This window comes from Pseudoalteromonas sp. R86517 (assembly GCF_042466295.1).
Classification (GTDB): domain Bacteria; phylum Pseudomonadota; class Gammaproteobacteria; order Enterobacterales; family Alteromonadaceae; genus Pseudoalteromonas; species Pseudoalteromonas atlantica.
Genome location: NZ_JAXHCB010000001.1, coordinates 868,782 through 894,643, shown reverse-complemented (window position 1 = coordinate 894,643; position 25,862 = coordinate 868,782). Strand labels below are relative to the sequence as shown.

The 25,862-nt window shown below is 42.3% G+C and carries 23 protein-coding genes; 4 read left to right on the top strand and 19 right to left on the bottom strand.

Features of this window, described 5'->3' with window-relative positions; translation table 11 throughout:
- Nucleotides 1-23 precede the first annotated feature (23 nt).
- The 14 genes from SJY38_RS03920 to rpsB form a co-directional block, all read right to left on the bottom strand.
- Nucleotides 24-410 (bottom strand): septal ring lytic transglycosylase RlpA family protein, encoded by a 387-nt coding sequence (locus SJY38_RS03920; protein ID WP_289156716.1) that lies wholly within the window; start codon nt 408-410, stop codon nt 24-26.
- 138 nt (nt 411-548) lie between these two features.
- On the bottom strand, nt 549-1,319 hold the full coding sequence (gene lpxA / locus SJY38_RS03915) for an acyl-ACP--UDP-N-acetylglucosamine O-acyltransferase (RefSeq protein WP_029773689.1): 771 nt from the start codon (nt 1,317-1,319) through the stop codon (nt 549-551).
- Between the two features lie 2 nt (nt 1,320-1,321).
- On the bottom strand, nt 1,322-1,774 hold the full coding sequence (fabZ, locus tag SJY38_RS03910) for a 3-hydroxyacyl-ACP dehydratase FabZ (protein ID WP_004586929.1): 453 nt from the start codon (nt 1,772-1,774) through the stop codon (nt 1,322-1,324).
- Between the two features lie 26 nt (nt 1,775-1,800).
- Nucleotides 1,801-2,823 (bottom strand): UDP-3-O-(3-hydroxymyristoyl)glucosamine N-acyltransferase, encoded by a 1,023-nt coding sequence (gene lpxD / locus SJY38_RS03905; RefSeq protein WP_054983473.1) that lies wholly within the window; start codon nt 2,821-2,823, stop codon nt 1,801-1,803.
- 7 nt (nt 2,824-2,830) lie between these two features.
- On the bottom strand, nt 2,831-3,349 hold the full coding sequence (locus SJY38_RS03900; protein WP_024033815.1) for an OmpH family outer membrane protein: 519 nt from the start codon (nt 3,347-3,349) through the stop codon (nt 2,831-2,833).
- A gap of 11 nt (nt 3,350-3,360) precedes the next feature.
- Nucleotides 3,361-5,832: an outer membrane protein assembly factor BamA gene (gene bamA, locus SJY38_RS03895; RefSeq protein ID WP_054983479.1), complete on the bottom strand. Its 2,472-nt coding sequence runs from the start codon at nt 5,830-5,832 to the stop codon at nt 3,361-3,363.
- Between the two features lie 102 nt (nt 5,833-5,934).
- Complete coding sequence (gene rseP, locus SJY38_RS03890) at nt 5,935-7,287, bottom strand: sigma E protease regulator RseP (RefSeq protein ID WP_004586925.1); 1,353 nt, start codon at nt 7,285-7,287, stop codon at nt 5,935-5,937.
- Nucleotide 7,288: 1 nt separating this feature from the next.
- A complete protein-coding gene (gene ispC / locus SJY38_RS03885) occupies nt 7,289-8,494 on the bottom strand; it encodes a 1-deoxy-D-xylulose-5-phosphate reductoisomerase (protein ID WP_029773686.1) in 1,206 nt (401 codons plus the stop codon).
- Entirely contained in the window at nt 8,491-9,357 is an 867-nt protein-coding gene (locus tag SJY38_RS03880) for a phosphatidate cytidylyltransferase (protein WP_248450648.1), read from the bottom strand. The genes ispC and SJY38_RS03880 overlap by 4 nt, the downstream gene beginning before the upstream one ends.
- Before the next feature lie 21 nt (nt 9,358-9,378).
- Nucleotides 9,379-10,158, bottom strand: a complete 780-nt coding sequence (locus tag SJY38_RS03875; protein ID WP_004586922.1) for an isoprenyl transferase — start codon at nt 10,156-10,158, stop codon at nt 9,379-9,381.
- An 81-nt stretch (nt 10,159-10,239) separates the two neighbouring features.
- Nucleotides 10,240-10,797 (bottom strand): ribosome recycling factor, encoded by a 558-nt coding sequence (frr, locus tag SJY38_RS03870; RefSeq protein ID WP_004586921.1) that lies wholly within the window; start codon nt 10,795-10,797, stop codon nt 10,240-10,242.
- Between the two features lie 13 nt (nt 10,798-10,810).
- Complete coding sequence (gene pyrH / locus SJY38_RS03865) at nt 10,811-11,560, bottom strand: UMP kinase (protein ID WP_039972186.1); 750 nt, start codon at nt 11,558-11,560, stop codon at nt 10,811-10,813.
- Nucleotides 11,561-11,719: 159 nt separating this feature from the next.
- Nucleotides 11,720-12,571 carry a translation elongation factor Ts gene (tsf, locus tag SJY38_RS03860; RefSeq protein ID WP_004586919.1) on the bottom strand — a complete coding sequence of 284 codons (852 nt, stop codon included), beginning with the start codon at nt 12,569-12,571 and terminating at the stop codon, nt 11,720-11,722.
- Nucleotides 12,572-12,676: 105 nt separating this feature from the next.
- Complete coding sequence (gene rpsB / locus SJY38_RS03855) at nt 12,677-13,405, bottom strand: 30S ribosomal protein S2 (RefSeq protein WP_004586918.1); 729 nt, start codon at nt 13,403-13,405, stop codon at nt 12,677-12,679.
- A 238-nt stretch (nt 13,406-13,643) separates the two neighbouring features.
- On the opposite strand from rpsB, the gene map reads away from it, so the two are divergent.
- The 4 genes from map (at nt 13,644) to SJY38_RS03835 (ending at nt 20,544) form a co-directional block, all read left to right on the top strand.
- Nucleotides 13,644-14,462 (top strand): type I methionyl aminopeptidase, encoded by an 819-nt coding sequence (map, locus tag SJY38_RS03850; protein WP_223230592.1) that lies wholly within the window; start codon nt 13,644-13,646, stop codon nt 14,460-14,462.
- 267 nt (nt 14,463-14,729) lie between these two features.
- Nucleotides 14,730-17,348 (top strand): [protein-PII] uridylyltransferase, encoded by a 2,619-nt coding sequence (gene glnD / locus SJY38_RS03845; protein WP_024033810.1) that lies wholly within the window; start codon nt 14,730-14,732, stop codon nt 17,346-17,348.
- Between the two features lie 9 nt (nt 17,349-17,357).
- Complete coding sequence (dapD, locus tag SJY38_RS03840; RefSeq protein WP_377109305.1) at nt 17,358-18,185, top strand: 2,3,4,5-tetrahydropyridine-2,6-dicarboxylate N-succinyltransferase; 828 nt, start codon at nt 17,358-17,360, stop codon at nt 18,183-18,185.
- A gap of 328 nt (nt 18,186-18,513) precedes the next feature.
- Nucleotides 18,514-20,544 (top strand): BCCT family transporter, encoded by a 2,031-nt coding sequence (locus tag SJY38_RS03835; protein ID WP_377109303.1) that lies wholly within the window; start codon nt 18,514-18,516, stop codon nt 20,542-20,544.
- 70 nt (nt 20,545-20,614) lie between these two features.
- Here SJY38_RS03835 and SJY38_RS03830 read toward each other — a convergent pair whose 3' ends face one another.
- From SJY38_RS03830 to SJY38_RS03810, 5 genes are all read right to left on the bottom strand, one after another.
- Nucleotides 20,615-20,959 carry a 4a-hydroxytetrahydrobiopterin dehydratase gene (locus tag SJY38_RS03830; protein ID WP_004586913.1) on the bottom strand — a complete coding sequence of 115 codons (345 nt, stop codon included), beginning with the start codon at nt 20,957-20,959 and terminating at the stop codon, nt 20,615-20,617.
- Nucleotides 20,960-20,997: 38 nt separating this feature from the next.
- Entirely contained in the window at nt 20,998-21,795 is a 798-nt protein-coding gene (gene phhA, locus SJY38_RS03825) for a phenylalanine 4-monooxygenase (RefSeq protein ID WP_273589080.1), read from the bottom strand.
- Between the two features lie 237 nt (nt 21,796-22,032).
- Nucleotides 22,033-23,214: a methionine gamma-lyase gene (gene megL, locus SJY38_RS03820; protein WP_154945306.1), complete on the bottom strand. Its 1,182-nt coding sequence runs from the start codon at nt 23,212-23,214 to the stop codon at nt 22,033-22,035.
- 145 nt (nt 23,215-23,359) lie between these two features.
- Nucleotides 23,360-24,388 carry a TIGR01620 family protein gene (locus SJY38_RS03815; protein WP_377109302.1) on the bottom strand — a complete coding sequence of 343 codons (1,029 nt, stop codon included), beginning with the start codon at nt 24,386-24,388 and terminating at the stop codon, nt 23,360-23,362.
- Nucleotides 24,385-25,809, bottom strand: coding sequence for a YcjX family protein (locus SJY38_RS03810; protein WP_377109301.1), 1,425 nt, complete (start codon nt 25,807-25,809; stop codon nt 24,385-24,387). Before SJY38_RS03810 ends, SJY38_RS03815 begins: the two co-directional genes overlap by 4 nt.
- Nucleotides 25,810-25,862: the final 53 nt, after the last annotated feature.

The window sequence follows — 25,862 nt, the reverse complement described above, 5'->3', positions numbered from 1 at the left end:
AGATATATTATCCAGAGACCAAGTTAATCATTTAAAACGCTGATTGATACATCTATAACGCCGACTTTAGGGTCGGCAATTTTTTTAAACATACCTAACGATAAATCAATAACCCGCCCTCTAACGTACGGGCCTCTATCGTTTATTCTCACGATCACCGATTTGTTATTTGCCAAGTTTGTAACCTTCACTTTTGTACCAAAGGGTAATTCTAAATGCGCAGCAGTGGATGCGTTTTGGCTAAATGTTTCGCCGTTTGCTGTTGTGCGACCATGGTATTTATTAGCGTAATAAGAGGCTTTACCTAACTGAGTACGCTCGCCATTAGTAGAGGTAACTATAGGTTGGCTGCTACACGCAGCTAAAATTGATAAAAAACTGAGGGTAAAAATTAACTTAGTAAAAGACATAGATGCGCTTTAATTATAAAAATTCGCGCAAAGGTTAACCTTACGTGGCTGAGTGTGTACTGAATTAAAATATTTTATAGGCAATAAAAAACCACCGTCGATTACTCTTAGGTGGTTTTTTTTAAAAGCATAAGGCGCTTATCTTACGATACCGCGCTCAGAGCTTTTCACAAAATCAATCATGGTTTGTACTGCAGGGTACTTAGCGGCATCTTCACTTAGTGAGGCAATCGCTTCGTCTACACTTAAGCTCTTACGATAAAACGCTTTATAAGCACGGCGTACGGCCATAATTTCGTCGCTTTCAAAGCCACGGCGCTTCATACCTTCTTTATTGGTCGCTGCAGGGCCTGCTGGCATACCAATGGTGGTTACAAATGGCGGTACGTCTTTATTAACGCCTGAGTACATGCCAATAAATGCGTGATCACCAATTTTACAAAATTGATGCACACCTGAGTTACCACCTAAAATAACCCAATCGCCTACATGCACGTGGCCTGCAACGCTTGCGTTATTAGCAAATATAACGTTATTACCAATTACGGCATCGTGAGCAACGTGGGTATACGCCATAAATAAGTTATTACTACCAATTTTAGTAACACCTTGGTCTTGAATAGTACCACGGTGAATGGTTGCACACTCACGTATAACGTTGTTATCGCCCATAATAAGAGTGGTTGGTTCGTTGTTATATTTTTTGTCTTGGCAGGCTTCGCCTACTGACGCAAATTGAAAAATATGATTGCCAGAACCAATAGTAGATGGCCCTTTAATAACAACGTGAGACTCAATAATACAGTCATCACCGATCACAACATCATTGCCAATATAGCTATATGGACCAACTGAGACATTGTTGCCTAGTTTAGCGCCAGGTTCGATTATTGCTGTAGAATGGATCACTATTAAAACTCTCTTCTCGCACACATAATTTCGGCACTACATACAACCTTGCCGTCGACTCTTGCTTCAGCGGCAAATTTCCATATATTGCGACGCTCTTTTAAAAACTCTACATGTAAATGCATTGTATCGCCCGGTATAACTGGCTGTTTAAAACGTGCGTTATCGACTGCAGCAAATAAGTAAAGCTCGTTATCGCTACGGTTTTCTACTGTTTTAAATCCTAATAAACCGGTGGCTTGCGCCATGGCTTCTAATATTAGCACACCAGGGAAAATTGGCTGATTTGGAAAGTGGCCAGTAAAAATAGGCTCGTTAACCGATACATTTTTAATCGCATGCAGTGACTCGCCAGGCGTAAAGTCAATTACACGATCAATTAAAAGCATCGGGTAGCGGTGTGGTAATAAACTTAAAATTTCTTGAATATCAAGGCTATTTAATTCGTTTGCCAAAATAGCATCCTTATTAGTGTTCAACGTTATGACTTAGCCAATGCTTCAAGCGCTTTGAGACGTGATTTCATGTCTGAAAGATTACGCAAGTGGGCAATTGATTTACGCCATTCTTTATTAGTTGTATGGGGCATACCAGATGAGTAAATACCCGGCTCGGTGATCGATTTAGTCACCATACTCATGCCGGTAATTATAACACCATCACATACTGACATGTGACCATTAATTGCGGTCATGCCACCTATTTGGCAGTTTTTACCAATGGTTACACTACCTGCTAGTACAGTACAGCCTGCAATTGCAGTACCCGAGTTAACTTCAACGTTGTGTGCTATTTGACATTGGTTATCGATGATCACATTACTATGAATAATCGTGTTATCGAGTGCGCCGCGGTCAATTGTTGTGCTTGCGCCCACTTCAACCTTGTCGCCGATAATCACAGAGCCTAGCTGAGGAATTTTAACCCACTGCCCGCGCTCGTTTGCATAGCCAAATCCGTCACTGCCAACCACACTGTTTGCTTGAAATAAACAATCAGCGCCAATTTCAACATCGTGATAAATAGTCACACTCGGCCAAAGCTTTGTGCCAGAACCTATTTTAACACGTTCACCGATGAAACTGTTCGGACCAATTTGTGCGTTATCACCAATCACAGCACCGGCTTCTATAACTACATTTGCGCCAATGGCAGCACTTGAACTTACCGTTGCACTTGGGTGAATAGTCGCACTAGCGTGTATACCTTGCTGCGCCGCTTGCGGGGTTGTATCCATAAATTGTGCAAGCTTTGCGTAGCTCACATACGGATTTCCAACAATGATTTTTGCGCCACTAAAATACGGTGCATCGGCTTCACTAAGAATAACAGCGCTGGCTTGTGTGGTTTCAAGCTGCGTACGATATTTTGAGTTCGCTAAAAATGCAATATGCCCAGAACGGGCATTTGCAAGTGTAGCTATTTTTGTAATTTCTAAAGCGCCATCACCTTGAAGTTCGGCGCCTAGAAGTTCCGCAATGTGCGAAAGCGTATAATTTTGCATAGAGTGATTATTTCTTACTAACTGCTGATACAACTTTGCTTGAAAGATCAGTTACTTCTTTAGGGTTAAAGTAAATAGTAGTGTCTTTAACTTTAACTTCATCGAAGTCGCCATCTTTAGCAATTTCTTCAATTGTTTTAACGATTAAACCCTGAACTTTAGCAAGCTCTTGGTTTTGACGTGCTTTGATTTCTTGCTCTAAAGGACGACCTTTTTCAGCAAGGTTTTGTTGCATGCCTTGAATTTTATCACGTAGTGCATCTTTTTGAGCTTGGCTCATTGTAGTGCTTTCACGCTTAAATTTTTCTGCTTCAAAGCGAATGTCGCCTTGTAGTTTTTCAAGCTCTTGACGACGCTCAGCAAACTCAGTTTGTAAAGACTGCTCAATTTTAGCCATTTGAGGAATTTGCTTGTAGATCTCTTGCATATCAACAATGCCTACTTTGTGGGCAAATGCACTTGCAGAGGTGCCCATCATCAATGTTGCTAACACGGCTACTGCTGTTGATTTAAATAATTTTTTCACAAAAAACTCCTTTAGAAAGTGTTACTAATATTAAAGCTGATGGTCTTTGTATCGTCATCTTCTTCTTTTTGCAATGGATACGCAAAACTAATCAGCATTGGACCCATTGGAGAGATCCATTGTAAAGATAAACCGGTTGATACTCTAAAGCGCATTGGATCAGAGTAATCATCTAACTTAGCACGCTCATCTGGCGCTAAGTTTTGGAAACGGTCAACGTTAAATTCAGTATCCCATACGTTGGCAGCATCTACAAAGAAACTGGTACGTACAGAGCTGGTGTTTTCTTCATCTAAGAACGGCGTAGGTACAATGAGCTCCATACCTGCAACCGCTTTTGCATTACCACCAATACGCCCTTGTGGTACTAAAATATCAAACTCATCAGAGCCACCAATGCTACCTGTTGTAGTACCATCAGCACCTGGCGTACCAGGGATTGATAAAGGAACACGTGATACCGCACGCGGTAATATTGTATTACGGTCAAAGCCACGTAGTTCCATTTCTGTTATACGGAAGTACTCTTGGAATGGCAGTGTTTGCTCATAACCGTTTGTTGAGCCATAACCATTACCGTAACCTAGCGCTGCACGTGTTGAGAACACCCAGCGGTGGTCATTCGATATTGGCCAATAAAAACGCGAATCGTAGTTCAGTTTAAAATACTGAAGGTCAGAGTTAGGCGTTGTGGCTGTTAAATTTAATGTTTGGCGCGAACCCGCTGTCGGGAATAAACCACGGTTAACTGTGATACGCGACCAACCAACACTTAGCTCATATTTAGTAAAGTCAAAGCCAGCATCTGGGTTTTCTTCATCTAAGAAGGTTTCGCGTAGTACGCGAGTTTGTTCGTACTCGGCAATTTCTGAAAGTTCTTCTTGAATCCAACGTACGCCAAAGTTAACACGGTTTACCGCATCAATTGGGAAACCAATATTAGTACCAATACCGTAACTTGTTGATTTATAATCTACTAAGCTAAACTTACTGGCATCGTAGTTGTTGTAAAAAATACTGCTGCCTTGCGATACACCATCTGGCGTAAAGTAAGGGTCGGTGTACGACAAGCTAATGCTCTCAGAACCAGTAGAGGTATTTAAGTTTAAGCCTATTTGATTGCCCGTACCTAAAAAGTTAGATTCGGTCACACCAATATTAAACTGAAGCCCTGCGTATGAGCCATACGCTAAGCCCGCGTTAAAGCTACCTGCCGATTGCTCTTTTACTGTAAAATCTACGTCTACTTGGTCATCTACACCCGGTACTGGTACTACATTAAAGTCAACAGTTTCCATGTACGGTAAACGTTGAATTTGCAGCTTTGAGCGCTCAAGGTTTTGATTAGATAACCACGCACCTTCAAGTTGTGTCATTTCGCGACGAAGTACTTCATCAGCGGTATTTTGGTTACCACCTACAATAATACGACGTACGTACACACGCTTGCCCGGATTTACCGAAAGCGTAAGTTGCACTTCTTGTTTTTCATCATCAATTTCTGGAATTGTGCGTACTTCGGCATTGGCATAACCAAAGCGCGCTAAGTAGCTTTTGATAAATTCTTCAGATGAGGTCACCACTGAGCCATTGTAAAGTTCGCCGGCGCGAAGTGGGATAACGCTTTTGATTAGCTCTTCTCGGCCAAGTAAATCACCGATAAAGTCAAAACCTTTAACTGTGTACTTAACACCTTCTGTTAAGTTAGCAGTTACATACACAGATTCGCGCTCAGGACTTACTGATACTTGCGTAGAATCGATATTAAAACGTAAGTAACCGCGGTCTAAGTAAAAGCTGCGAATTTTTTCTAAATCGCCTTCAATGGTTTGTTTTTGGTAACGGTCGCTACCCATAAACTGCCACCACGGTAAATCTTGTTGCGATTCAGCAAGCTTTAAAAGCTCTTCGTTAGAGAATAATTCGTTACCCACTAAGTTGATTTGACGAATAGAGGCGGCTTCGCCTTCGTCAAATTCTAGCTTAAGCTTTACACGGTTACGTGGCAGCTTAGTTACGCTAATATCAACGGTGGCATTGTATTTACCAATACTGTGGAAAAACTCAACCAACCCCTTTTCGATATTATCGATAACGGTTTTATCAAGCGGTTCACCTTGGCGAATATCTTGCTGATCGAGTGATTCGTTAAGCTGCTCGTCTTTTATATCTTTATTGCCTTCAAACTCAATAAAGCTAATAGTAGGACGCTCAGTCACTTTAAAAATAACGTTATTACCATCGCGTAACGCTTTGATGTTGTCAAAGTGACCTGAACGATAAAGTGACTTTATTGTTTTTGAAATCGTATAGTCATCAACGTTATCGCCCACATTGATAGGAACATGCGTTAGTGCTGCACCAAGTGCTACACGTTGCAAACCTTCAATTTTTAAATCTTCAACAATAAAGGAGTTTTGGCCCAGGGCTGCAAAACTTGCACCCAATAAACTTGAAACTGCCAAATGTTTTTTTATAGCCATTTTATTATCTTTATCCTTTACAACTGTATTACCGCTTAACATCAAAACTAATAATTAGTGATGCTTACAATCGTGTTCTAATTAGTAATTGTCACGCTGTAACTACAAACGCGATACATCATTGAACAAAGCGAAACATGTTAAAAATATGAGCAGCAAGGCGCCCACTTTAAAACCAAATTCTTGTGTCTTTTCAGAGACCGGCTTTTTACGGAAAAGTTCAATTATGTAATACATTAAGTGTCCACCATCAAGCACTGGCAGAGGTAATAAATTAAATACACCCAAGTTAACGCTTATTAGCGCTAAAAAGCTTAAAAAGGCGACTAGCCCGTAGCTTACGCTAGTTCCTGCACCAACTGCAATGCCCACAGGGCCACTTAAATTTTTAACCGAAACCTGACCTGTAATTAAATTACCAATCATGTCAAAGCTAAGCGTTATAAGGCGCCAGGTCTCTTGGGTACCACGAGCAATACTATCAAGTGGACCAAAGCTTCGGGTTTCAACATAGCCCTCAGGCCAAGGTTGAACAACCGGCGCAACACCTAAAAACCCTTGTTCAATACCGTGCTCATTAATGCGCGATTTAGGCGTTACTGTTACGCTATTTATACTATCTTGTCTTTTTACACTAAATTGTAAAGATTTGTTAGCCGATTGCGTAATAAGATTAACTAATTGCTGCCAATCGCTTATTGTTTCACCATTTACAGCGATAATCGTATCGTTAACCTGCAAATTAGCCAGTTCGGCTGCTGAATTTTTAGTAATAGCCGCAATGGTTAATGTGGCTTGCGGTCTAAACGGTACAATACCCAACGAACTCAGTGGCGGCACGTCTTGTTGATCGAGCTTCCAACCCTCTACGTTAAGCATTTTTGTTTGCTCTTGGTAGTTTTCGTTACGCACTACTACGGGCACGCTTTGCTCACCTAAGCTCGACATAAGTGCAAAAGTTGCATCTTGCCAGGTGGCAATCGTGTCATCACCAATTTTAATAATTTGTTCAGAGGGCATAATGCCCGCCTGCTCTGCTCTGCTACCTTCGGTAATACTACCCACTACAGGTTTTACCGATTGCACGCCTACCATGTACATAGCCGCCAACGCCACAATAGCAAATAAAAAATTAGCCAGCGGGCCGGCTGCCACTATGGCTATACGGGCCTGAACCGATTTAGCGTTAAATGACAAATGGCGCTCATTTTCTGGCACTTCATCCACGCGTTCATCAAGCATTTTAACGTAGCCACCCAGCGGAATAGCAGCAATTACGTATTCTGTATTGTATTTATCGTGCCACTTTAAAAGCGGTTTACCAAAACCAATCGAAAAGCGCAGCACTTTAACACCCATTTTACGGGCCACCCAAAAGTGCCCATATTCATGAATAGCAACTAAAATGCCCAGCGCTAAAATAAACGAGCCAAGATTCCAAAAAAAATCTAACATATTAATGAGTCACTTTTGTTATTAGGTCCGCTGCACGTTGGCGGGCTTGTTGGTCACACGCTAATATTTCATCTAGGCTTTGTACGTTAGTGAATGTGGCCGCATCAAGCGTTTGTGCATTAATTTTATAAATGTCAGTAAAGCCAATTTGGCCTTTTAAAAATGCCGCAACCGCTATTTCGTTTGCTGCATTTACCGTTGTGGTTGCGCCTTGCCCTGCGCTGCACGCATCAATAGCAAGTTGTAAATTTGGATAACGCGCAAAATCAGGCTTTGTGAACGAAAAATCACAAATATCCGAAAAGTTGAGTGGTTTTACGCCGGCGTTAATTCGATCTGGGTAAGCGAGTGCATGTGCAATAGGTGTGCGCATATCGGGGTTACCCATTTGCGCTAAAATGGAGCCATCGTGGTATTGGACCATAGAATGAATAATACTTTGCGGGTGGATCACCACATCAATGTCGCTGGTGTCACAATTAAACAGCCATTTAGCTTCAATAAATTCAAGCCCTTTGTTCATCATGGTGGCTGAATCTACCGATATTTTTTGCCCCATAGACCAATTAGGGTGAGCGACGGCTTCACTAACCGTTACCTCTTTTAAGGTATTTATATCGCGCGTTAAAAATGGTCCACCAGAGCCGGTAAGCAATATTTTACTTACGCCATGCTCTTGTAAATTTTGATCAGCGTTTGCGTTTTGAAGTGAATGAGGTAAGCACTGAAAAATAGCGTTGTGCTCGCTATCAATAGGTAACAACGTGGCTTTATGCTGTTTTACTTTATCAATAAACAACTGCCCTGACATAACCAACGATTCTTTATTGGCAAGCAGTACTTTTTTACCTGCTTCAACGGCGCTTAGTGTGGGCAGTAAGCCGGCAGCGCCAACAATAGCTGACATGACGGTATCGACATCGGGATGCGCACATAAATCACTCATAGCCTGCTGTGAGTGCATTACTAAGGTTTGGCATGGCGTATTATTTAAATACGATGATAATTGCTCTGCAGCGCTTTGTGTGGCCATAACCGCATATAACGGTTCGTGCTCAATACACAGCTCAGCCATTTTTTTTGCATTGTGGCCTGCAGTGAGGGCAAATACGTTAAATAGCGCTTTGTTTCGCGCTATAACATCTAATGTACTTAACCCAATTGAACCTGTAGCGCCTAAAATAACAAGTTGTTGCTGTTGGCTCATAAACTCAAGGTCCATGCATAGCACATTACAAACATTGGGGCTGCTGCGGTTAAGCTGTCAATTCTATCTAAAATGCCGCCGTGGCCGGGTAAACAGCGACCACTGTCTTTTAGGCCGGCTTCACGTTTAAACATGCTTTCGAGTAAATCACCAACAGCCGAAAACAAGGCTATAAAGGCGGTCATTACGGCATAAATAGGCCATACAGCAAAATCCACACCGGTAAAATGACAAAAAGCTAAAACAAATACAATCGATGCAACCACACCGCCTGCTAGGCCTTCGATAGTTTTGTTAGGGCTCACCTTTGGCATGAGCTTGTGTTTACCAAAACTTTTGCCTGTAAAGTAAGCCCCTACATCGGCACTCCATACAATACCAAGTACCACTAAAATCAGTACCGAGCCAAAGTGCGTAGATTCAGCGTATTGCGCGCTACGTAAGGTATTGAGTGCAAGCCAAAGTGGGATTAAAGTAAGCAGCCCGGCAATGCCGCGCATTACCAAGCCTTCGTTCCATGCTTTGGCCATGGCTGGGTAGCGCCAAATTAAATAACTGGCCACAATCCACCAAGCAAACGAGAGCGTAAATAAGTAATTTGCATCCCCGACCAGCTGGCCGTTTTGCCACAGTGATTCAATCGGCCAATGTAAATTTAGTAGCGCCAATAACGCGCCAATTAACACCACAAACGCACCACGTTTTAATTTTGTGCATAGGCCCATAAAAGCAGACCACTCCCACGCGCCAAGTAAAACAATAATACCGGCAAAATAACTAAACAATGTTAGTGGAGTATAAAAAACCAAGGCTAGCGCTAACGGCGCTAATACAACCGAGGTTAAAATTCGTTGTTTTAACAAAATAGTGACCCTTATTCTATTTTAGGTTTGAGCGAGTAATTGTTTTATTTGTTCGCCCGTACAACCAAAACGTCGCTCTCTGGCAACGTAACACGCAATGGCCTCAGCAAATGCTGCTTCATTAAAATCAGGCCAAAGAGTTTCGGTAAAGTAAAGCTCCGCATAAGCAGCTTGCCATAGTAAAAAGTTACTAATACGAACATCACCACCCGTGCGAATTAGTAAATCCGGCTCCGCTTGGTCTGCCATGCTCATATGCTGTGCTAAGCGCTCTTCTGTAACATCCTCTGCCTTGAGTTGTCCGTTTGCAACTTGTAGTGCTAGTTGCTTTGCTGCATTTGCCATATCCCATCTACCGCCATAATTAGCGGCCACATTTAAATGCAAACCGGTGTTATCTGCTGTTAGCTCATGCGCAGCGTTTACTTTGCTACGTAAACTTTCAGAGAATCGTGATAAATCTCCAATAATGGTCAGTTTTACATTATTTTTATGAAGCTTTTTTACTTCCTTTGTTAAAACAAACAAAAAAAGCTCCATTAAAGTGTTTACTTCGTCTTCGGGGCGGCGCCAGTTTTCACTACTAAAAGCAAATAAGGTTAACGATTGTATCCCTAATTTAGTACAAAACTGAACAGATTGACGAACTGCGTCCACGCCTTTTTTATGCCCGAACACACGAGGTCTATTTCTAGCTTGCGCCCAACGCCCGTTACCATCCATGATGATGGCAACATGTTTAGGTAAACATTGCTGTGAAATTGTATCAGCGTCTAGAACCATAAATATTGAGTATTCCATAAAAAAACGCCGCCTAGTATACCCTAGACGGCGTTCCAAAACTAATATATTTCATAACCTGCATTGAGGTTATTTAGCTGTTTAGATTTCCATCAACTCAGCTTCTTTCGCTGTTAGTTGTGCATCCATTTCTTTGATAAATTTATCTGTAAGCTTTTGAATTGTATCTTCTGCTTGACGCGCTTCATCTTCAGAAATTTCTTTATCTTTTAATAAAGATTTTACATCGCCATTAGCGTCACGACGAATGTTACGTACAGCCACACGGCCGCTTTCTACTTCGCCACGTACAATTTTAATTAAATCTTTACGACGCTCTTCTGTAAGCGGAGGAAGTGGTACGCGAATTACTGTACCAGCAGACATCGGGTTTAAACCTAAGTCAGACGCCATAATTGCTTTTTCTACAGCTTGCGCTAAAGACTTGTCGAATACGCCGATAGCCAGCGTACGAGAGTCTTCAATCGTTACATTAGCCACTTGGTTAAGCGGTGTATCAGCACCGTAGTACGATACCATAATACCGTCTAAAATTGCTGGGTGAGCACGACCTGTACGAATTTTTGATAGTTGACTACCTAGTGCTGCTACACTTTTTTGCATGCGCTCTTGCGCATCTTTTTGAATATCGTTAATCACGGTTTAATCCTAATTATTTGATTACTTCATCTGAGGCTTGTGAAGAGATAAGTGTGCCTTCTTCTTCACCCATAATTACGCGTTTTAAGGCGCCTGATTTATTCATGTTAAATACGCTCAGTGGCATATTATGATCGCGAGCGAGTGTAAACGCCGCTAAATCCATTACTTTTAGTTCTTTATCAATAATTTCATTGTAGCTTAAGTGACGGTAAAGCGTGGCTTCTGGGTTTTTAACCGGATCATCACTAAATACGCCATCAACTTTAGTCGCTTTAATTACAGTGTCGGCTTCAATTTCAATACCGCGTAAACACGCAGCAGAATCGGTAGTGAAGAACGGGTTACCCGTACCTGCTGCAAAAATAACAACGCGGCCAGATTTTAATAAGCTAATTGCCTCAGCCCAGTTGTATGCATCACATACACCGTTTAGAGGGATTGCCGACATTAAACGACAATTAACAAATGCACGGTGTAGTGCATCACGCATTGCAAGGCCGTTCATTACGGTTGCAAGCATACCCATGTGGTCACCAACTACGCGGTTCATGCCAGCTTCTGCTAGTGATCCGCCACGTAAAAAGTTACCACCGCCGATAACCAAACCCACTTCTACGTCGAGTTCTACCAGCTCTTTAATTTCTTGGGCCATACGATCTAGCACTTTTGGGTCGATGCCGAAGCCTTCGTCTCCCATTAAAGCTTCACCACTTAATTTGAGAAGAACACGTCTAAAAATAGGTTTACGATTGATAGTCATAGTATTGGGGCCAACTTTTTATTAAATTATGGGTAAAAAATAACCGCGCTTATGATAAACATAAAAGCGCGGTTATTTTAAAGAATTTCTAAGCGTGACGCAAAAGCAAATAGTACTTTAATGGCATCTAATTTCCTTATGCATCACAAATAGTTAATCTTACTCGCCTTTTGCAGCTGCAATTTGAGCAGCAACTTCAGCAGCAAAATCTTCTTCTTTCTTCTCGATACCTTCACCAACTTCTACACGTGCGAAGCTAGTAACTGTTGCGTTTTTCTCTTTAAGAATTTCGCCAACAGATTTTTTAGGCTCCATGATGAAAGCTTGACCAGTAAGAGAAACCTCACCAGTAAATTTCTTCATGCGGCCAACAACCATTTTTTCAGCGATTTCAGCAGGCTTGCCTTCGTTCATCGCGATGTCGATTTGAACTTGCTTTTCTTTTTCTACAACGTCAGCAGGTACATCTTCAGGCGTTAAGTACTCTGGGTTTGAAGCAGCAACGTGCATTGCAATGTGCTTAAGTGTTTCTTCATCAGCAACACCTGCAACAACAACACCAATACGCTCACCGTGACGGTATTCAACAAGTGTTTCACCAGTGATGTACTGAAGACGACGTACGTTAATGTTTTCACCAATCTTAGTTACTAGCTCAACACGGTCTTCTTCAAACTTAGCTTGTAAGTCTTCGATAGTGATTGTTTCAGCGATAGCAGCGTCAGCAACTTTGTTAGCAAACGCTAAGAAGCTTTCGTCTTTTGCTACGAAGTCAGTTTGACAGTTAACTTCTACTAGTACTGCAACACCATCGTTTTGCTTGATGATGATAGTACCTTCAGCAGCAATGTTACCTGCTTTCTTAGCAGCCTTTGCAGCACCGCTCTTACGCATGTTTTCAATCGCTAACTCGATGTCGCCATCAGTTTCAGTTAACGCTTTTTTACAATCCATCATGCCAGCGCCAGTACGCTCGCGTAATTCTTTAACTAGGGCAGTAGTTACAGCCATTAGTAAATCCTCAAATCTGAAATCAGGTATTAGATAAGCGGGTAAACCGCTCTACAAGAATAGCAAGTCTTCACCTTAAAAAGATGAAGACTTGATGACAGCTAATTACTCAGCTTCTACAAAGTCGTCTTTCTCAGCTTGAGCAACGATGTTGTTCTCACGACCTTCAGTGATAGCAGCTGCAACAGAGCTAGTGTAAAGGTTGATTGCACGGATAGCATCATCGTTACCAGGTACGATGTAATCAACACCGTCTGGGTTAGAGTTAGTATCAACGATTGCAACAACTGGAATACCTAGGTTGTTTGCTTCACGGATAGCAATGTGCTCGTGATCAGCATCGATAACGAAGATAGCGTCTGGAAGGCCACCCATGTTTTTGATACCGCCAAGGCTCTTTTCAAGCTTTTCCATTTCGCGAGTAAGCATTAACGCTTCTTTCTTAGTTAACTTCTCGAAAGTACCGTCTTGGCTTTGAGCTTCAAGGTCTTTAAGACGCTTGATTGACTGACGAACTGTTTTCCAGTTAGTTAACATACCACCTAACCAGCGGTGGTTAACGAAGAACTGGTCGCTTTGTAAAGCAGCTTCTTTAACTGCTTCGCTTGCTGCGCGCTTAGTACCAACGAAAAGAACTTTACCTTTGTTTGCAGCAGCACTTGATAAAAACTTAAGTGCGTCGTTGAACATTGGTACTGTTTGCTCAAGGTTGATGATATGTACACGGTTACGTGCGCCGAAGATGAAAGGCTTCATCTTAGGGTTCCAGTAACGTGCTTGGTGACCAAAGTGAACACCAGCTTGAAGCATATCGCGCATTGAAACGTTTGCCATTTTGTAAATCCTCTATGTAGTTTAGGGTTAGGCCTCCACATATCCCATAGCACCAACACCGAAGTATTTAAACTTCAAATGCACCCAAGTGTATGTGACGATACGTGTGTGTGTTAAAATAAAATTGTGTTTGCCTTAAATACAAAAAATCATTTAAGAATTTATTTGTAAAAAGACGGCGCGCTTTATACCATATTAAAATTAAATACTCAACGTCGCGTGCAAAATTTGTGCGACGATAAATGTTAAAAAACGCAACTTTGGAGCCTCAATGAGCGCTGTGATCAAGACCCCTGAAGAAATTGAAAAAATGCGTGTAGCCGGGCGTTTAGCGGCAGACGTACTTGAAATGATTGAACCACATGTAGTGCCAGGTGTGACTACTGATGAGCTAAATACAATTTGTCATGATTATATTGTAAATGTGCAAGATGCTATCCCTGCGCCACTAAATTACCACGGTTTTCCTAAGTCGGTATGTACCTCTGTAAATCATGTAATTTGCCACGGTATTCCAAATGACAAACCGCTAAAAGATGGCGATAGTGTCAACATTGATGTAACCGTAATTAAAGACGGTTACCACGGCGACACCTCAAAGATGTTTCATGTAGGTACGCCAAACATTCAAGGTAAACGCCTTGCACAAGTAACGCAAGAAAGCTTATACCTTGCCATTAAAATGGTAAAACCAGGTGTGCGTTTAGGCGATATTGGTGAAGCAATTCAAAAATACGCAGAGAGCTTTAACTACTCAATTGTACGTGAATACTGCGGCCACGGTATTGGTAGCGAATTTCACGAAGAACCTCAAGTAATGCACTACGGTAAAGCAGGTACTGGCGAAACACTTAAAGCTGGTATGTGTTTAACAATAGAGCCAATGGTTAACGCAGGTAAACGCCAGTGTAAACTTTTAAAAGACGAGTGGACTGTAGTTACACGCGACCGTAGTTTGTCTGCACAGTGGGAACACACCCTATTAGTGACTGAAAATGGTGTTGAAATTTTAACGCTGCGATCAGATGATACTATCGACAGGATTATCGAACACTAATAAAAACCGAGCCACTTGATAAAAGTATTTAACCTCTAATCTGGTTAATATATTTAATAACATACTGAATTATATGTAATATTTAATTTATTTTTCCCAAGCCGGGGATTTTCAGTGAAAACAAATCGAATTGACGCGCCAAATAGCGAGCCTATTTGCAAGTAGATTCAACACTGTTAACACTAAAAATAGCCGCTTGGGATAAACTTATTACTTAACGTTCAGGTTATTTATCAATGCTAACGGTTCAATAAGGAGCCAGCCCACGTGGCATTACCCAACAAAGTAAAAAAGTTGCTTAGCGATGCTGAGCAACTGAGCGATTATCGCGATTGTTCTAGCTATTTTTATAAGTGGTTACATAACGAATTTTCTAAGCAACCAGTTGGTAATTTAATTAATGCCCGGGCTGAGTTTATAGACCGCCTGCTAATTAAACTGTTTCATGTTTACGATTTAGCTCACGAGCCTGATCTTGCCCTTATTGCCGTGGGCGGATACGGCCGTGGCGAGCTACACCCCTACTCCGACATTGACTTTTTATTGCTTGTTACGCAGCCGCCTAGCGAGCAAATATGCGAAAAAATAGGCCAGTTTGTTACCATGCTATGGGATCTCAATTTAGAGATAGGCCACAGTGTGCGTACCATTGAACAAGCCATAGAGCAAAAACGTGAAGACGTTACCTTTGCCACCAGCTTGCTCGAAAGTAGGCTCATTTTTGGTAATCACATTGAGTTTGAAAAACTCAAAACGCATATTATAGAAACCCCGGTTTGGCGCTCAGGCGAGTTTTTTGTAGCCAAAGTGCAAGAGCAAAACCTACGCCATAAAAAGTGCCACGGTACTGCTTACAACCTAGAGCCAAACATAAAAGAAAACCCCGGTGGTCTTCGCGATTTACAAACCATTATTTGGGTTGCTAAAAAGCACTTTAGAGCCGAAACCCTACAAGAGCTAATTAGCCACGGCTACTTAACGCATGAAGAGTTTCAGGAGCTTTCGGAGTGCCTAGAAAACCTTTGGAATATTCGCTTTGCACTGCATTTAGCCGCTGGGCGCTCAGAAAACCGTTTGTTGTTTGACCATCAACCACACACAGCTGAAATACTTGGCTTTGGTAGCGATGGTAAAGCTTCGGTTGAGCGTATGATGAAACGCTTATTTAGAATTATGAGCCGCGTACGCGAGCTTAACCAAATGCTGCTATCGTACTTTGAAGAAAGTATTATGCCAGAGAGCAGCGAAGCGCCAGTGATTGAGTTAGACAAAGACTTTGAACGCGTTGGGCACCAAATTAGGGTTAAAAACCCATCGGTATTTTTTAGACGCGATCAACTTTTTGTTTTGTTTGAGCATATTGCCGACAACCCCGAAATTACCCATATTTACCCAAGTACTATTCGTACCATTAGACAAGTACGCAGGCGCCTATTAGGTGACTTACAAGATTACGCAGCGTGTCGCGAGGCATTTATGCGTATTGTAAAACACCCTAACGGCATGGGCCGCGCATTCACGCTCATGCACAAACACGGCATGTTGGCCGCGTATTTACCGCAGTGGCGTAATATATTTGGGCAAATGCAATTTGACTTATTTCATGCCTACACAGTAGATGAGCACACCCATAAATTAATCAATAATATTTACCAATATTTTGATAAATCTAAAGTGAGCGAGTTTCCTATTTGTAGCGAAATAGTAACCCGTATGGATAAGCCAGAGCTGCTTTATTTAGCGGGTATTTTTCATGATATTGCTAAAGGGCGTGGCGGCGACCACTCAGAGCTAGGCTCAGTGGATGCCATTGCTTTTTCTAAATTACATGGCTTCCCATCATCTGATGGCAAGCTTATATCGTGGCTAGTTGGTAACCATTTACTTATGTCGGTCACTGCGCAGCGTAAAGACATAAATGACCCAGGTGTTATTAAAGACTTTGCCTCACGCGTAAAAACAGAGCGCCAACTCGATTACCTCTATTGTTTAACCGTTGCCGATATACGCGCAACCAACGACAACTTATGGAATGATTGGAAAAACACTCTACTACGCGAGTTATACTTGCATACTCAGCGCGCATTACGCCTAGGGCTTGAAAACCCAATGGATCAACGCGACCAAATACGCGATAAAAAACACCAAGCTAAACAGCGCTTACTTAATTTGGGCTACCTAGAAAACCAAATTGATTTAATTTGGAGCCGCTTTAAAGCCAATTACTTTACTGCCTTTAGCGAGCAGCAAATATCATGGCAAACCGAGCACCTATTAAAATGCGCAGACTTAAGCCTACCCAGTGTCATTGTTTCTGATAAAGCAATGCATGGTGGCACGCAAGTGTTTGCTTATAGCCCATACTCTGGGCCGTTATTCGCTCGTTTAGTTAGCGTAATTGGTTCTAAAAAGGCGCAAATACAACACGCTCAAGTGCTTACTACCAAAGATGGCTACGCCCTATTTAACTTTGTAATACTTGAAGTGAGCGGCGACCCTATTGCAAGTAGCCGTGCTCAGTCAATTAAACGTGGGCTTGAGCAAGCACTTAGCGAACCACGTAAAAAAATACGCTTTAAAAAGAATCGCTCGCAACGATTTAAAGACTTTAATATTAAACCTAAAATAGTGCTGCGCCCTCATGCACGTAAAGATCGCAGCCTAATAGAAATTCAAGCTGTTGATATACCAGGTTTACTTACTAAAATTGCCGAAGTTTTCCAAGCGCATTTATTACACATTCACGCAGCCCGTATTACAACGGTAGGTGAACGTGCAGAGGATTTCTTTGTCGTATCAAATAACGAATACCAAGCGCTGACTGATGAAGAGCAAGCCAAAATTCATCAGGCATTACGTAAAAAATTCAACGCCGAAACAGAATAAGGACACACCATGTCAGATTTAAAAACCATGATAGAAAACGCCTGGGACAACCGCGATAGCATTAGCCCAAGCAGTGTATCTAGCGATGTAAAACAAGCGATTATTGACGCACTAGAGCTTCTTGATAGCGGTGCAGCCCGTGTTGCTGAAAAAATATCAGGCGAATGGGTCGTACACCAATGGCTTAAAAAAGCCGTTTTATTATCATTTCGTATTCGCGATAACCAACCAATGAACGACGGCGTAAACCAGTTTTACGATAAAGTACCGCTTAAATTTAGCGACTACACACCTGAGCAATTTCAGCAAGGTGGCATGCGCGTAGTACCAAATGCTGTAGCACGTAAAGGCAGCTTTGTAGGTAAAAACGTCGTACTTATGCCATCGTATGTGAACATTGGCGCCTACGTTGATGAAGGCACCATGGTTGATACATGGGCAACTGTTGGCTCGTGTGCACAAATTGGTAAGAACGTACACTTATCGGGCGGCGTGGGCATAGGCGGCGTTTTAGAGCCACTACAAGCTAACCCTACCATCATTGAAGACAATTGTTTTATTGGCGCACGTTCTGAAATTGTTGAAGGCGTAGTAGTAGAGGAAGGCGCTGTTATTTCAATGGGCGTTTACATTAGCCAAAGCACCCGTATTTACGACCGTGAAACCGGCGAAATTCACTACGGCCGAGTACCAGCAGGCGCTGTAGTTGTGCCAGGCGCACTACCATCAAAAGATGGCACTCACAGCCTATACGCTGCAATCATCGTGAAAAAAGTAGATAAGCAAACACGTGAAAAGGTAGGCATCAACGCCCTACTACGCTCAATTGATGATTAAAAGAAGCGATAAGCTTTTAGCTGTAAGCCCTAAGCTGATTGGTGTTAAACGTAGGTTGGGTTGAGTGAAACGAAACCCAACGACACATTAAAGCTTAGTGTTTTAGCAAAATTTAGAAAGCTCTAAGCCCTTTGGGTTTAGAGCTTTTTTGTTTAGATTATAGTTTATCTCTTAAATAGCTAAACCGTTGGGTTTCTCTGTGCTCAACTCAACCTTAATTCAAAGCAATATACGTTTACAAACAAACGACTGAATTAGCCAACACACCCAAGATATAATAAGGTAGTAAAGCATACTTGAAAGTTAGCAATTAATATTAAGGATTAATATGACAAAAACTGCTTTACGCTCAACTATTTTGCTACCGGTATTTTTGCCCGCGGTATTTATTATTCTGCTTTTGGTCATTGGTACAAGTAGCAACCCTGAACTGGCAGGGCAAGCATTCAGTGTCGCCCTCAAGTGGATAACAGAAACCTTTGGCTGGTTTTATATGTTATCAGTTGCCATCTTCTTAGTTTTCATCGTTTGTGTTGCCGCCTCCAGCTGGGGAAATATCAAGCTGGGTCCTGATCATGCGCAACCCCAATACAGCTTTGGTGAATGGTTTGCCATGTTATTTTCGGCCGGTTACGGAGTCGCATTACTTTATTTTGGTGTAGCAGAACCCGTCCTCCATTATGCATCTCCGCCGGCAGGCGCCGCAGAAACCGTTAATGCCGCTAAGCAGGCTATGCAAATTGCATTTTTTCATTGGGGTTTTCATATATGGGCAATTTATGGGATTGTTGGTTTAGTGCTTGCTTACTTTGCATTTCGCCACGGCCTTCCGCTTTCTATTCGCTCAGCCTTGTATCCACTTATTGGTGATAAAATATATGGCCCTATTGGGCACACTGTTGATGTGTTTGCCATATTAGGCACGTTATTTGGTATTGCCACAACGTTAGGGCTTTCGGTTACTCAAATTAATGCCGGGCTGCACTACTTATGGCCAAGCATCCCTATTAATACCACGGTGCAAATTACCGCTATTGTTATTATTACCGCAGCGGCAACGTTTTCTGTCGTAGCAGGTATGGATAAAGGTGTGAAGCGTTTATCTATAATAAACATGACACTCGCCGTATCATTAATGGCCTTTGTGTTTTTTATTGGCCCAACTATTCATATTCTTGAATCGTTTTTACAAAATACAGGCAGCTACCTCAGCGGTATTGTTGAGCGTACTTTTAATTTACAAGCCTATAGCCGTAGTGATTGGATTGGTAACTGGACTCTATTTATATTTGGCTGGACTATAGCGTGGGCACCCTTTGTTGGTATGTTTATCGCTAAAATTAGCCGCGGCAGAACCATTAGGCAATTTGTTGTGGGCGTGATGCTAGTTCCGACTATTTTTACCTTTTTATGGTTTTCTGTATTTGGCGATACCGCGCTAAATTTAATAATGAATGAAGGGTTTAATACTTTAATAACCGATGTTCAAGCAAACCATGCCGTTGCGCTATTTCAATTATTTGAAGTGCTACCGTTATCGTTTATTATTTCGCTACTGACGGTTATTTTAATTATTACCTTTTTTGTAACCTCATCTGACTCGGGCTCGTTAGTTATTGACTCCCTCGCCTCTGGCGGGAGTATTGATACGCCGGCATGGCAACGGGTGTTTTGGGCTGTGCTTGAGGGCGCTGTGGCTGCTGTTTTATTAGTAGCAGGTGGGCTAAGTGCACTGCAAACCATGACAATAGCCAGTGCCCTACCCTTTGCTATTATTATGCTTATTGCAACCGCGGGACTTTGGCGCGCACTTACCATTGAAGGCCATCGCGATACGAGCTTACAAGCACATGCGCTCAATAGCCGTAATGTTAACCTATCTCATTGGAAGCGCCGGTTAGCCGCTATGGTTAATTATCCGAATAAGGAAAAAGTGCATACCTTCATTAGTAGTGCGGTGGTACAAGCAATGCAAGCTGTTCAAGCAGAATTAAAAGCGCGCCAGTGGCATGCCGAGGTAGATTTTGATACTGACTTAGGCCGCGCCCATTTAACCGTACTACGCCATGAACATGTTGATTTTGTGTATGATATTCGCCTTACTGAGCACCCAATGCCAAGCTTTGCCTACACTGAGCTAAAACCGGATGTTGATAACTCCGAGATGTATTACAAGGCAGATGTTTTCTTACGCCGCGGTGGGTTATCTTACGATGTGTATGGCTACAGTGAAGATGATATTGTGAAGGACATTCTTGATCAATTTGAGAATTACTTGCACTTTTTAGGTAACAGCCCAGGGGAGCTTCCGTGGGATATGGCCGAACACGATGACATGTTAAATAAGCGCTTTATTTAACAGCGCAATTTTGATGCAATAAAAAAGGCACTGAAAAGTGCCTTTTTAGTCTGCTCAATTAATTTTTTAATTACAGCGCGTTAAATACGTCGTCTGTTTTAGCTGCGCAAATAAAATCGTTTTTGTGCAGGCCTTTAATTGAATGGCTCCACCACGTTACGGTTACTTTGCCCCACTCGGTTAATAAACCAGGGTGGTGGCCTTCATCTTCTGCCATATCACCTACTTTATTGGTAAACGCCATAGCTTGCTTAAAGTTTTTAAACTTATAAACACGCTCAAGTTGCATAATGCCGTCGCGTACCTCTGGTACCCAGTCTGGAATTTTTGTAATAAGTTGGGCAAGCTCTTCCTCAGATACCTTTGGCGCATCTACGTGACAGGCTTCGCATTTTTGTTCACTTAATGAAGACATTTTAAATCCTTACTTTAGCGTTTCTTTTTAAATTAAAGTTAACCGGCTAATTTTTCTTTAGGTGGAAATTTTGGGTCGTGCAAACCAAGCGCTTTAGCTTGCTCAACCAAAGTCATAATATCCATTTGCGATATATCAAACAGATCATGAATCGAATTAATGGTGTAGTACTGTGGTTGCATAATATCTATGCGGTACGGCGTACGAAGCACATCAATTACGCTCATAGGCGTTATCTCTGGTGTATCTGAATACACGTACTGGGTTTCACCCGGGCTTGATAATATACCACCGCCGTATATACGCAGGCCGTTTTCGGTTTGCATTAAACCAAACTCAACCGTAAACCAATACATACGTGCAAGGTATACACGATCTTTTTTCTGCGCTGCATACCCTAACTGGCCGTATTTGTGTGTGAATTCGGCAAAGTCAGGGTTTGTTAGCATAGCGCAGTGGCCAAATATTTCATGGAAAATATCAGGCTCTTGCAGGTAGTCAAACTCATCTCGGCTACGAATAAACGTCGCTACCGGAAATTGTTTGTTTGCCAATAACCTAAAAAATTCATCAAAATCGATAAGCGCAGGTACAGGCGCTACTTGCCAACCGGTGGTGGCAAGAAGCACTTCGTTAAGCTCGCTTAATTGCGGGATACGATCGTGTGGTAGGTTTATTTTTTTAAGCCCATCCATGTACTCATCACAAGCTTTGCCTTCTATGCACGCAAGTTGGCGCGTAACAAGCTCAGACCAAATTTTGTTTTCTTCTTCGCTCCAATGAATAACACCGTTTTCATCGGGTGTTTTAGAGGTGTATTTACTTGCTTTAGCCATAATAACCTTCTTGGGGTTAAGCCCTAAATGTGTGTCAGTGTGATACTCAAGATTAGTGAATATCTAATGCAGCCATACTATGCAAAAGTGAAGAAAAGTTTAATAGTTAGGCGGATATCTACATTTAGCACGATCCCCTAAAGTGTATAGTTAAAATTACACCACCGGCATTAATATTATACAACCACTAAATTAAAGGCGTTAAGGGCAAATTAAACTGTACACAAATAAATACACCTAACAAATTAATGTAAAAGCTTGGTTTAAGTCGTCAATAATATCGTTAACATCTTCAAGCCCTACAGAGAGTCTTATTAAGCCATCACTTATGCCTGCGGCTGCTCGCTCCTCGGGTGTGTAAGGGGAATGCGTCATTGATGCGGGGTGCTGAATAAGCGTTTCGGCATCACCTAAACTTACAGCAAGTGTGCAAAGCTTCATGCTATCTATAAACTGCGCTCCTTGAGCAAGGCTGCCTTTAATTTCAAATGCAATAACGCCGCCTGCGGCTTTCATTTGCTTGCCTATATATTTGTTGCCAGGGTGCGATTTAAGCCCAGGGTAATAAACAATATTAACCTGTGGGTGCGCCTCTAAATATTCGGCAACCGTTTGCGCGCTTTGGCAATGGCGCTCCATGCGTATGGCTAGAGTTTTTAATCCGCGATTAATAAGCCATGCGTCGTGCGGGCTTATGGTGGCACCAATATCTTTAAGTACCGTCATTTTTATTAAGGTAATGTGCTCATGCGTTCCACACACAAGCCCCGCTACTACATCGCCATGGCCGTTTAAGTACTTAGTGGCACTGTGCACAATAATATCTATGCCGTACTGCTTAGGTGATTGCAGCAGTGGCGTTAAAAAGGTATTGTCGACCACACTAATTAAATTATGTTGCTTAGCGAGCGCGCCAATTAAGGCTAAATCAATGACTGCCATTGTGGGGTTGATTGGCGTTTCTACAAATATCATTTTTGAATTAGGTTTTATAGCAGCGCGAAGCTCGCCCTCGTTGGTCATATCAACAAAAGTAACTTCTATTCCCCAGCGCGGTAACATGTGAGCAAAAAACGCAAAAGTACATCCATACAATGCACTTGATGCAATTAAATGATCGCCCTGCGATAAAAAGCTTAATACCGACGCCGATACAGCGCCCATACCTGTGGCGGTAGCAGCAGCAGCTTCGCAGCACTCTAACTGTGCTACTTTTTGCTCAAGTTCGGTGGTGGTTGGGTTACCTAGGCGGGTGTAGATATAACCGGGCTCATCGCCTGCAAAACGCGCGGCACCTTGTGCTGCATTTTCAAAATGAAAGGTAGAGGTTTGATACAAAGGCGACGTGAGTGCGCCATGCGGATCATTTGCTTTTTGCGGGCCATGAATACATTGGGTATTAATATGCTGCTTGCTCATTGTGTGCTCTCGTTTTTATTATGTGTGTCAATTACATAAATAAAACGCACCGCAGTTTAAATCACAAGCATGCCGGATGCTCAGATGGCTATTTGTGCAAAAACCGCTCAGCGCGGTTTTGTACACAAATATTGCCACTGCTACTTTAGGACGTTGGCTCGGCCTTTTTACGGCTCATGATTTTGCTGGCAATACTTTGCACTGTGCTTTTTAACAAGCTGCGTTTGTTTTCAAGCCGTGGTAATGGGCGGCTAAGCTCCATTGCTTTGTAACCAATACGTGCTGTAAAAATACCAGCGCTTACACCTTGCGCTGCACGTCCCGAGAGCTTACCTAAAAGCTCAGCGCTGAGTGCTGTGGCTGCTAAATCAGATACAAGCTCAGCACTGCCTACAAACATCACTTGTTTTATAAGCATACGGTAGAGCTTAATGCGGCTTGCGTAACCAAAACCAATGCCATAAATTTTACCAATTTGCTCTATTAACTTAGTACCGCGCCAAAGCACCGCCATCATGTCCACCAGCGCAAGGGGGCTTAGGGCAACAAGCAACGCTGACTCTGTCGCAAAGCGGTTTATAAGCTTTTTAGCTTGCGTGTCTTGCGTTATAAGCAAGCTATTTGCGTAAAGGGTCATTATTTCCTTATCGCTATGATGGGTGGTCACTTGGTTCTTAAACACGTCGAAGTTGTCGAGCTGCTGGTGCTTATTTAGTTTTTCAAGCCAGGGTAATGCGCCGCCTACTTGCTCACTATTTAAGAGTCTGTCGGCTTCTTGGCGGTGTAACTGATTACGCTTTAAACTGCGCAGCATTCTGTATTCGCGCCATAGCATGCGCCCAATTAGCAACACACCGCTTACCACCGCCGTTAAATACACGCCGCCTAAAATGACCGACTGCTGAAACGCAAACACTAACGAATAAGCAAATTCTAAAAGCACTAACACTAAAAAGCTTACAGCAAACACCCCTTTAAGCGTTTGCCATTTAGACTTTTTATATACCGGCTCTAGGTCTATTTCTTCATCAAGTAGTTCATCTTCAGGCTCTTCAATGTATTCACTTTGACCTTGGGTAATTATTTTTGCAGGAGCAAGCGTCGCCTCAACCTGCTCATCAGCTTGGCTATCAATTCGCCTACCTGCTTGAAAAGTTTGCTGTGTGTCGTTCATGATAATTTGTCTCCTAACAAGTACTGCATCACATGATCAAGGCGAATATGCTTAAGTTGCTTATCGGGGTTTGGCATAGGCGCAAACGATAAAAAGTCAAAGCCCTGCGCTGGCCACTCATTTTTATTAAGCATGCGCTTTGGTGGCTGTGGGGGTAAATAAGTAAGCCAATCTTGCTCGTTTAATGGTTTACCATAAATACAATCAAGCGTTTGGCCTTTATCGGCCACTTGGCGCGGCTGCGTTGCTGCAATTGACGACATTGCCATGGTTTCTATTTGTACGCCATCAAACTTTAAGTGATTACTTTGCTCATGCACTAGCGAGTCAAGTAGTAGTGCTAAGTCTTTATGGTGCTTTGCACTTATATGATCTGACTTATTTGCAGCAAACAGTATTTTATCTATGTTGGGTTTAAATAAACGCTTAAAAAAGCCCGACTCGCCATAATTAAAATGTGCGAGTAATTGGTTTATTACACTACTTTGCTCTTGGAGTGTTTCGTGGCCTTCGTTTAAAGCGCTGAGTACATCTACCAACACAATTTGGCGGTCAAAGTGTTTAAAGTGCTCATTATAAAATGGCTTAACCACCTCTTTTACATAGGCGTTAAAGCGCTTAATTAAATGCGCTAAGTTAGAGCCGGGCACTACCTCATCACTTTTTATATGCTGCGCATTTACCGGAAAAAACAACAAAAGCGGCGCACCTTGTAAGTCGCCAGGCATTAGCATGCGCCCAGGTTGTAACATGGCAAGCTTAGTATCTTTTTTAAGGCCCACCAGCATAATTTGATAAAGCGCTGCAATGTGTGCAAGTAAGCCTTCATCTACAGGGGCATTTAAATCAAGCTGTTCAAGCGCGTTTAAAAATTCAGTAGAGGTATTCACACGCGGGTGCTGAAGTAACAGCGGGTATTGTTGCTCGCACCACTGACTATAGCTTTGCTCAAGCATAGGTAAATCAAGCAGCCACTCACCAGGGTAGTCAATAATATCTAAATACAGCGTAGATTGCGGCGAAAAATGCCCACGTAAGCCTGAGGCACTTTGGTATTTAATCGCTAAACGCAGGGTATTAATGCGCTCGGTTGATGCAGGCCATGTAGGCATCCCATCAGTTGGGAGCAAGGCATTAAGCGCCCGCGGATAGTCAAACGTAGGCACTTTTAACGCCTCTTGCGGCACCACTTTGGTGGCTATATGGCGGTGCTCTCGCATTACATCAAAAAACGGTAAGTTTTTATCATCGCTTTGTGTTGTAAGGTGCTTAACAAGTGCGGTAATAAACGCGGTTTTACCACTGCCACTTAGACCGGTTACGGCCAATTTTACGTGTTGATCTAAACTGCGATGAAGGGCTTTTTGGGCTGAACCTTTAATACTTTTAAAGGTTTTTTTGGCAAATGAAGTGCTACTCATAATGGGCTAGCACTTCATTGATGCTGTTAATCACCGAACAAAGTGCTATTAAA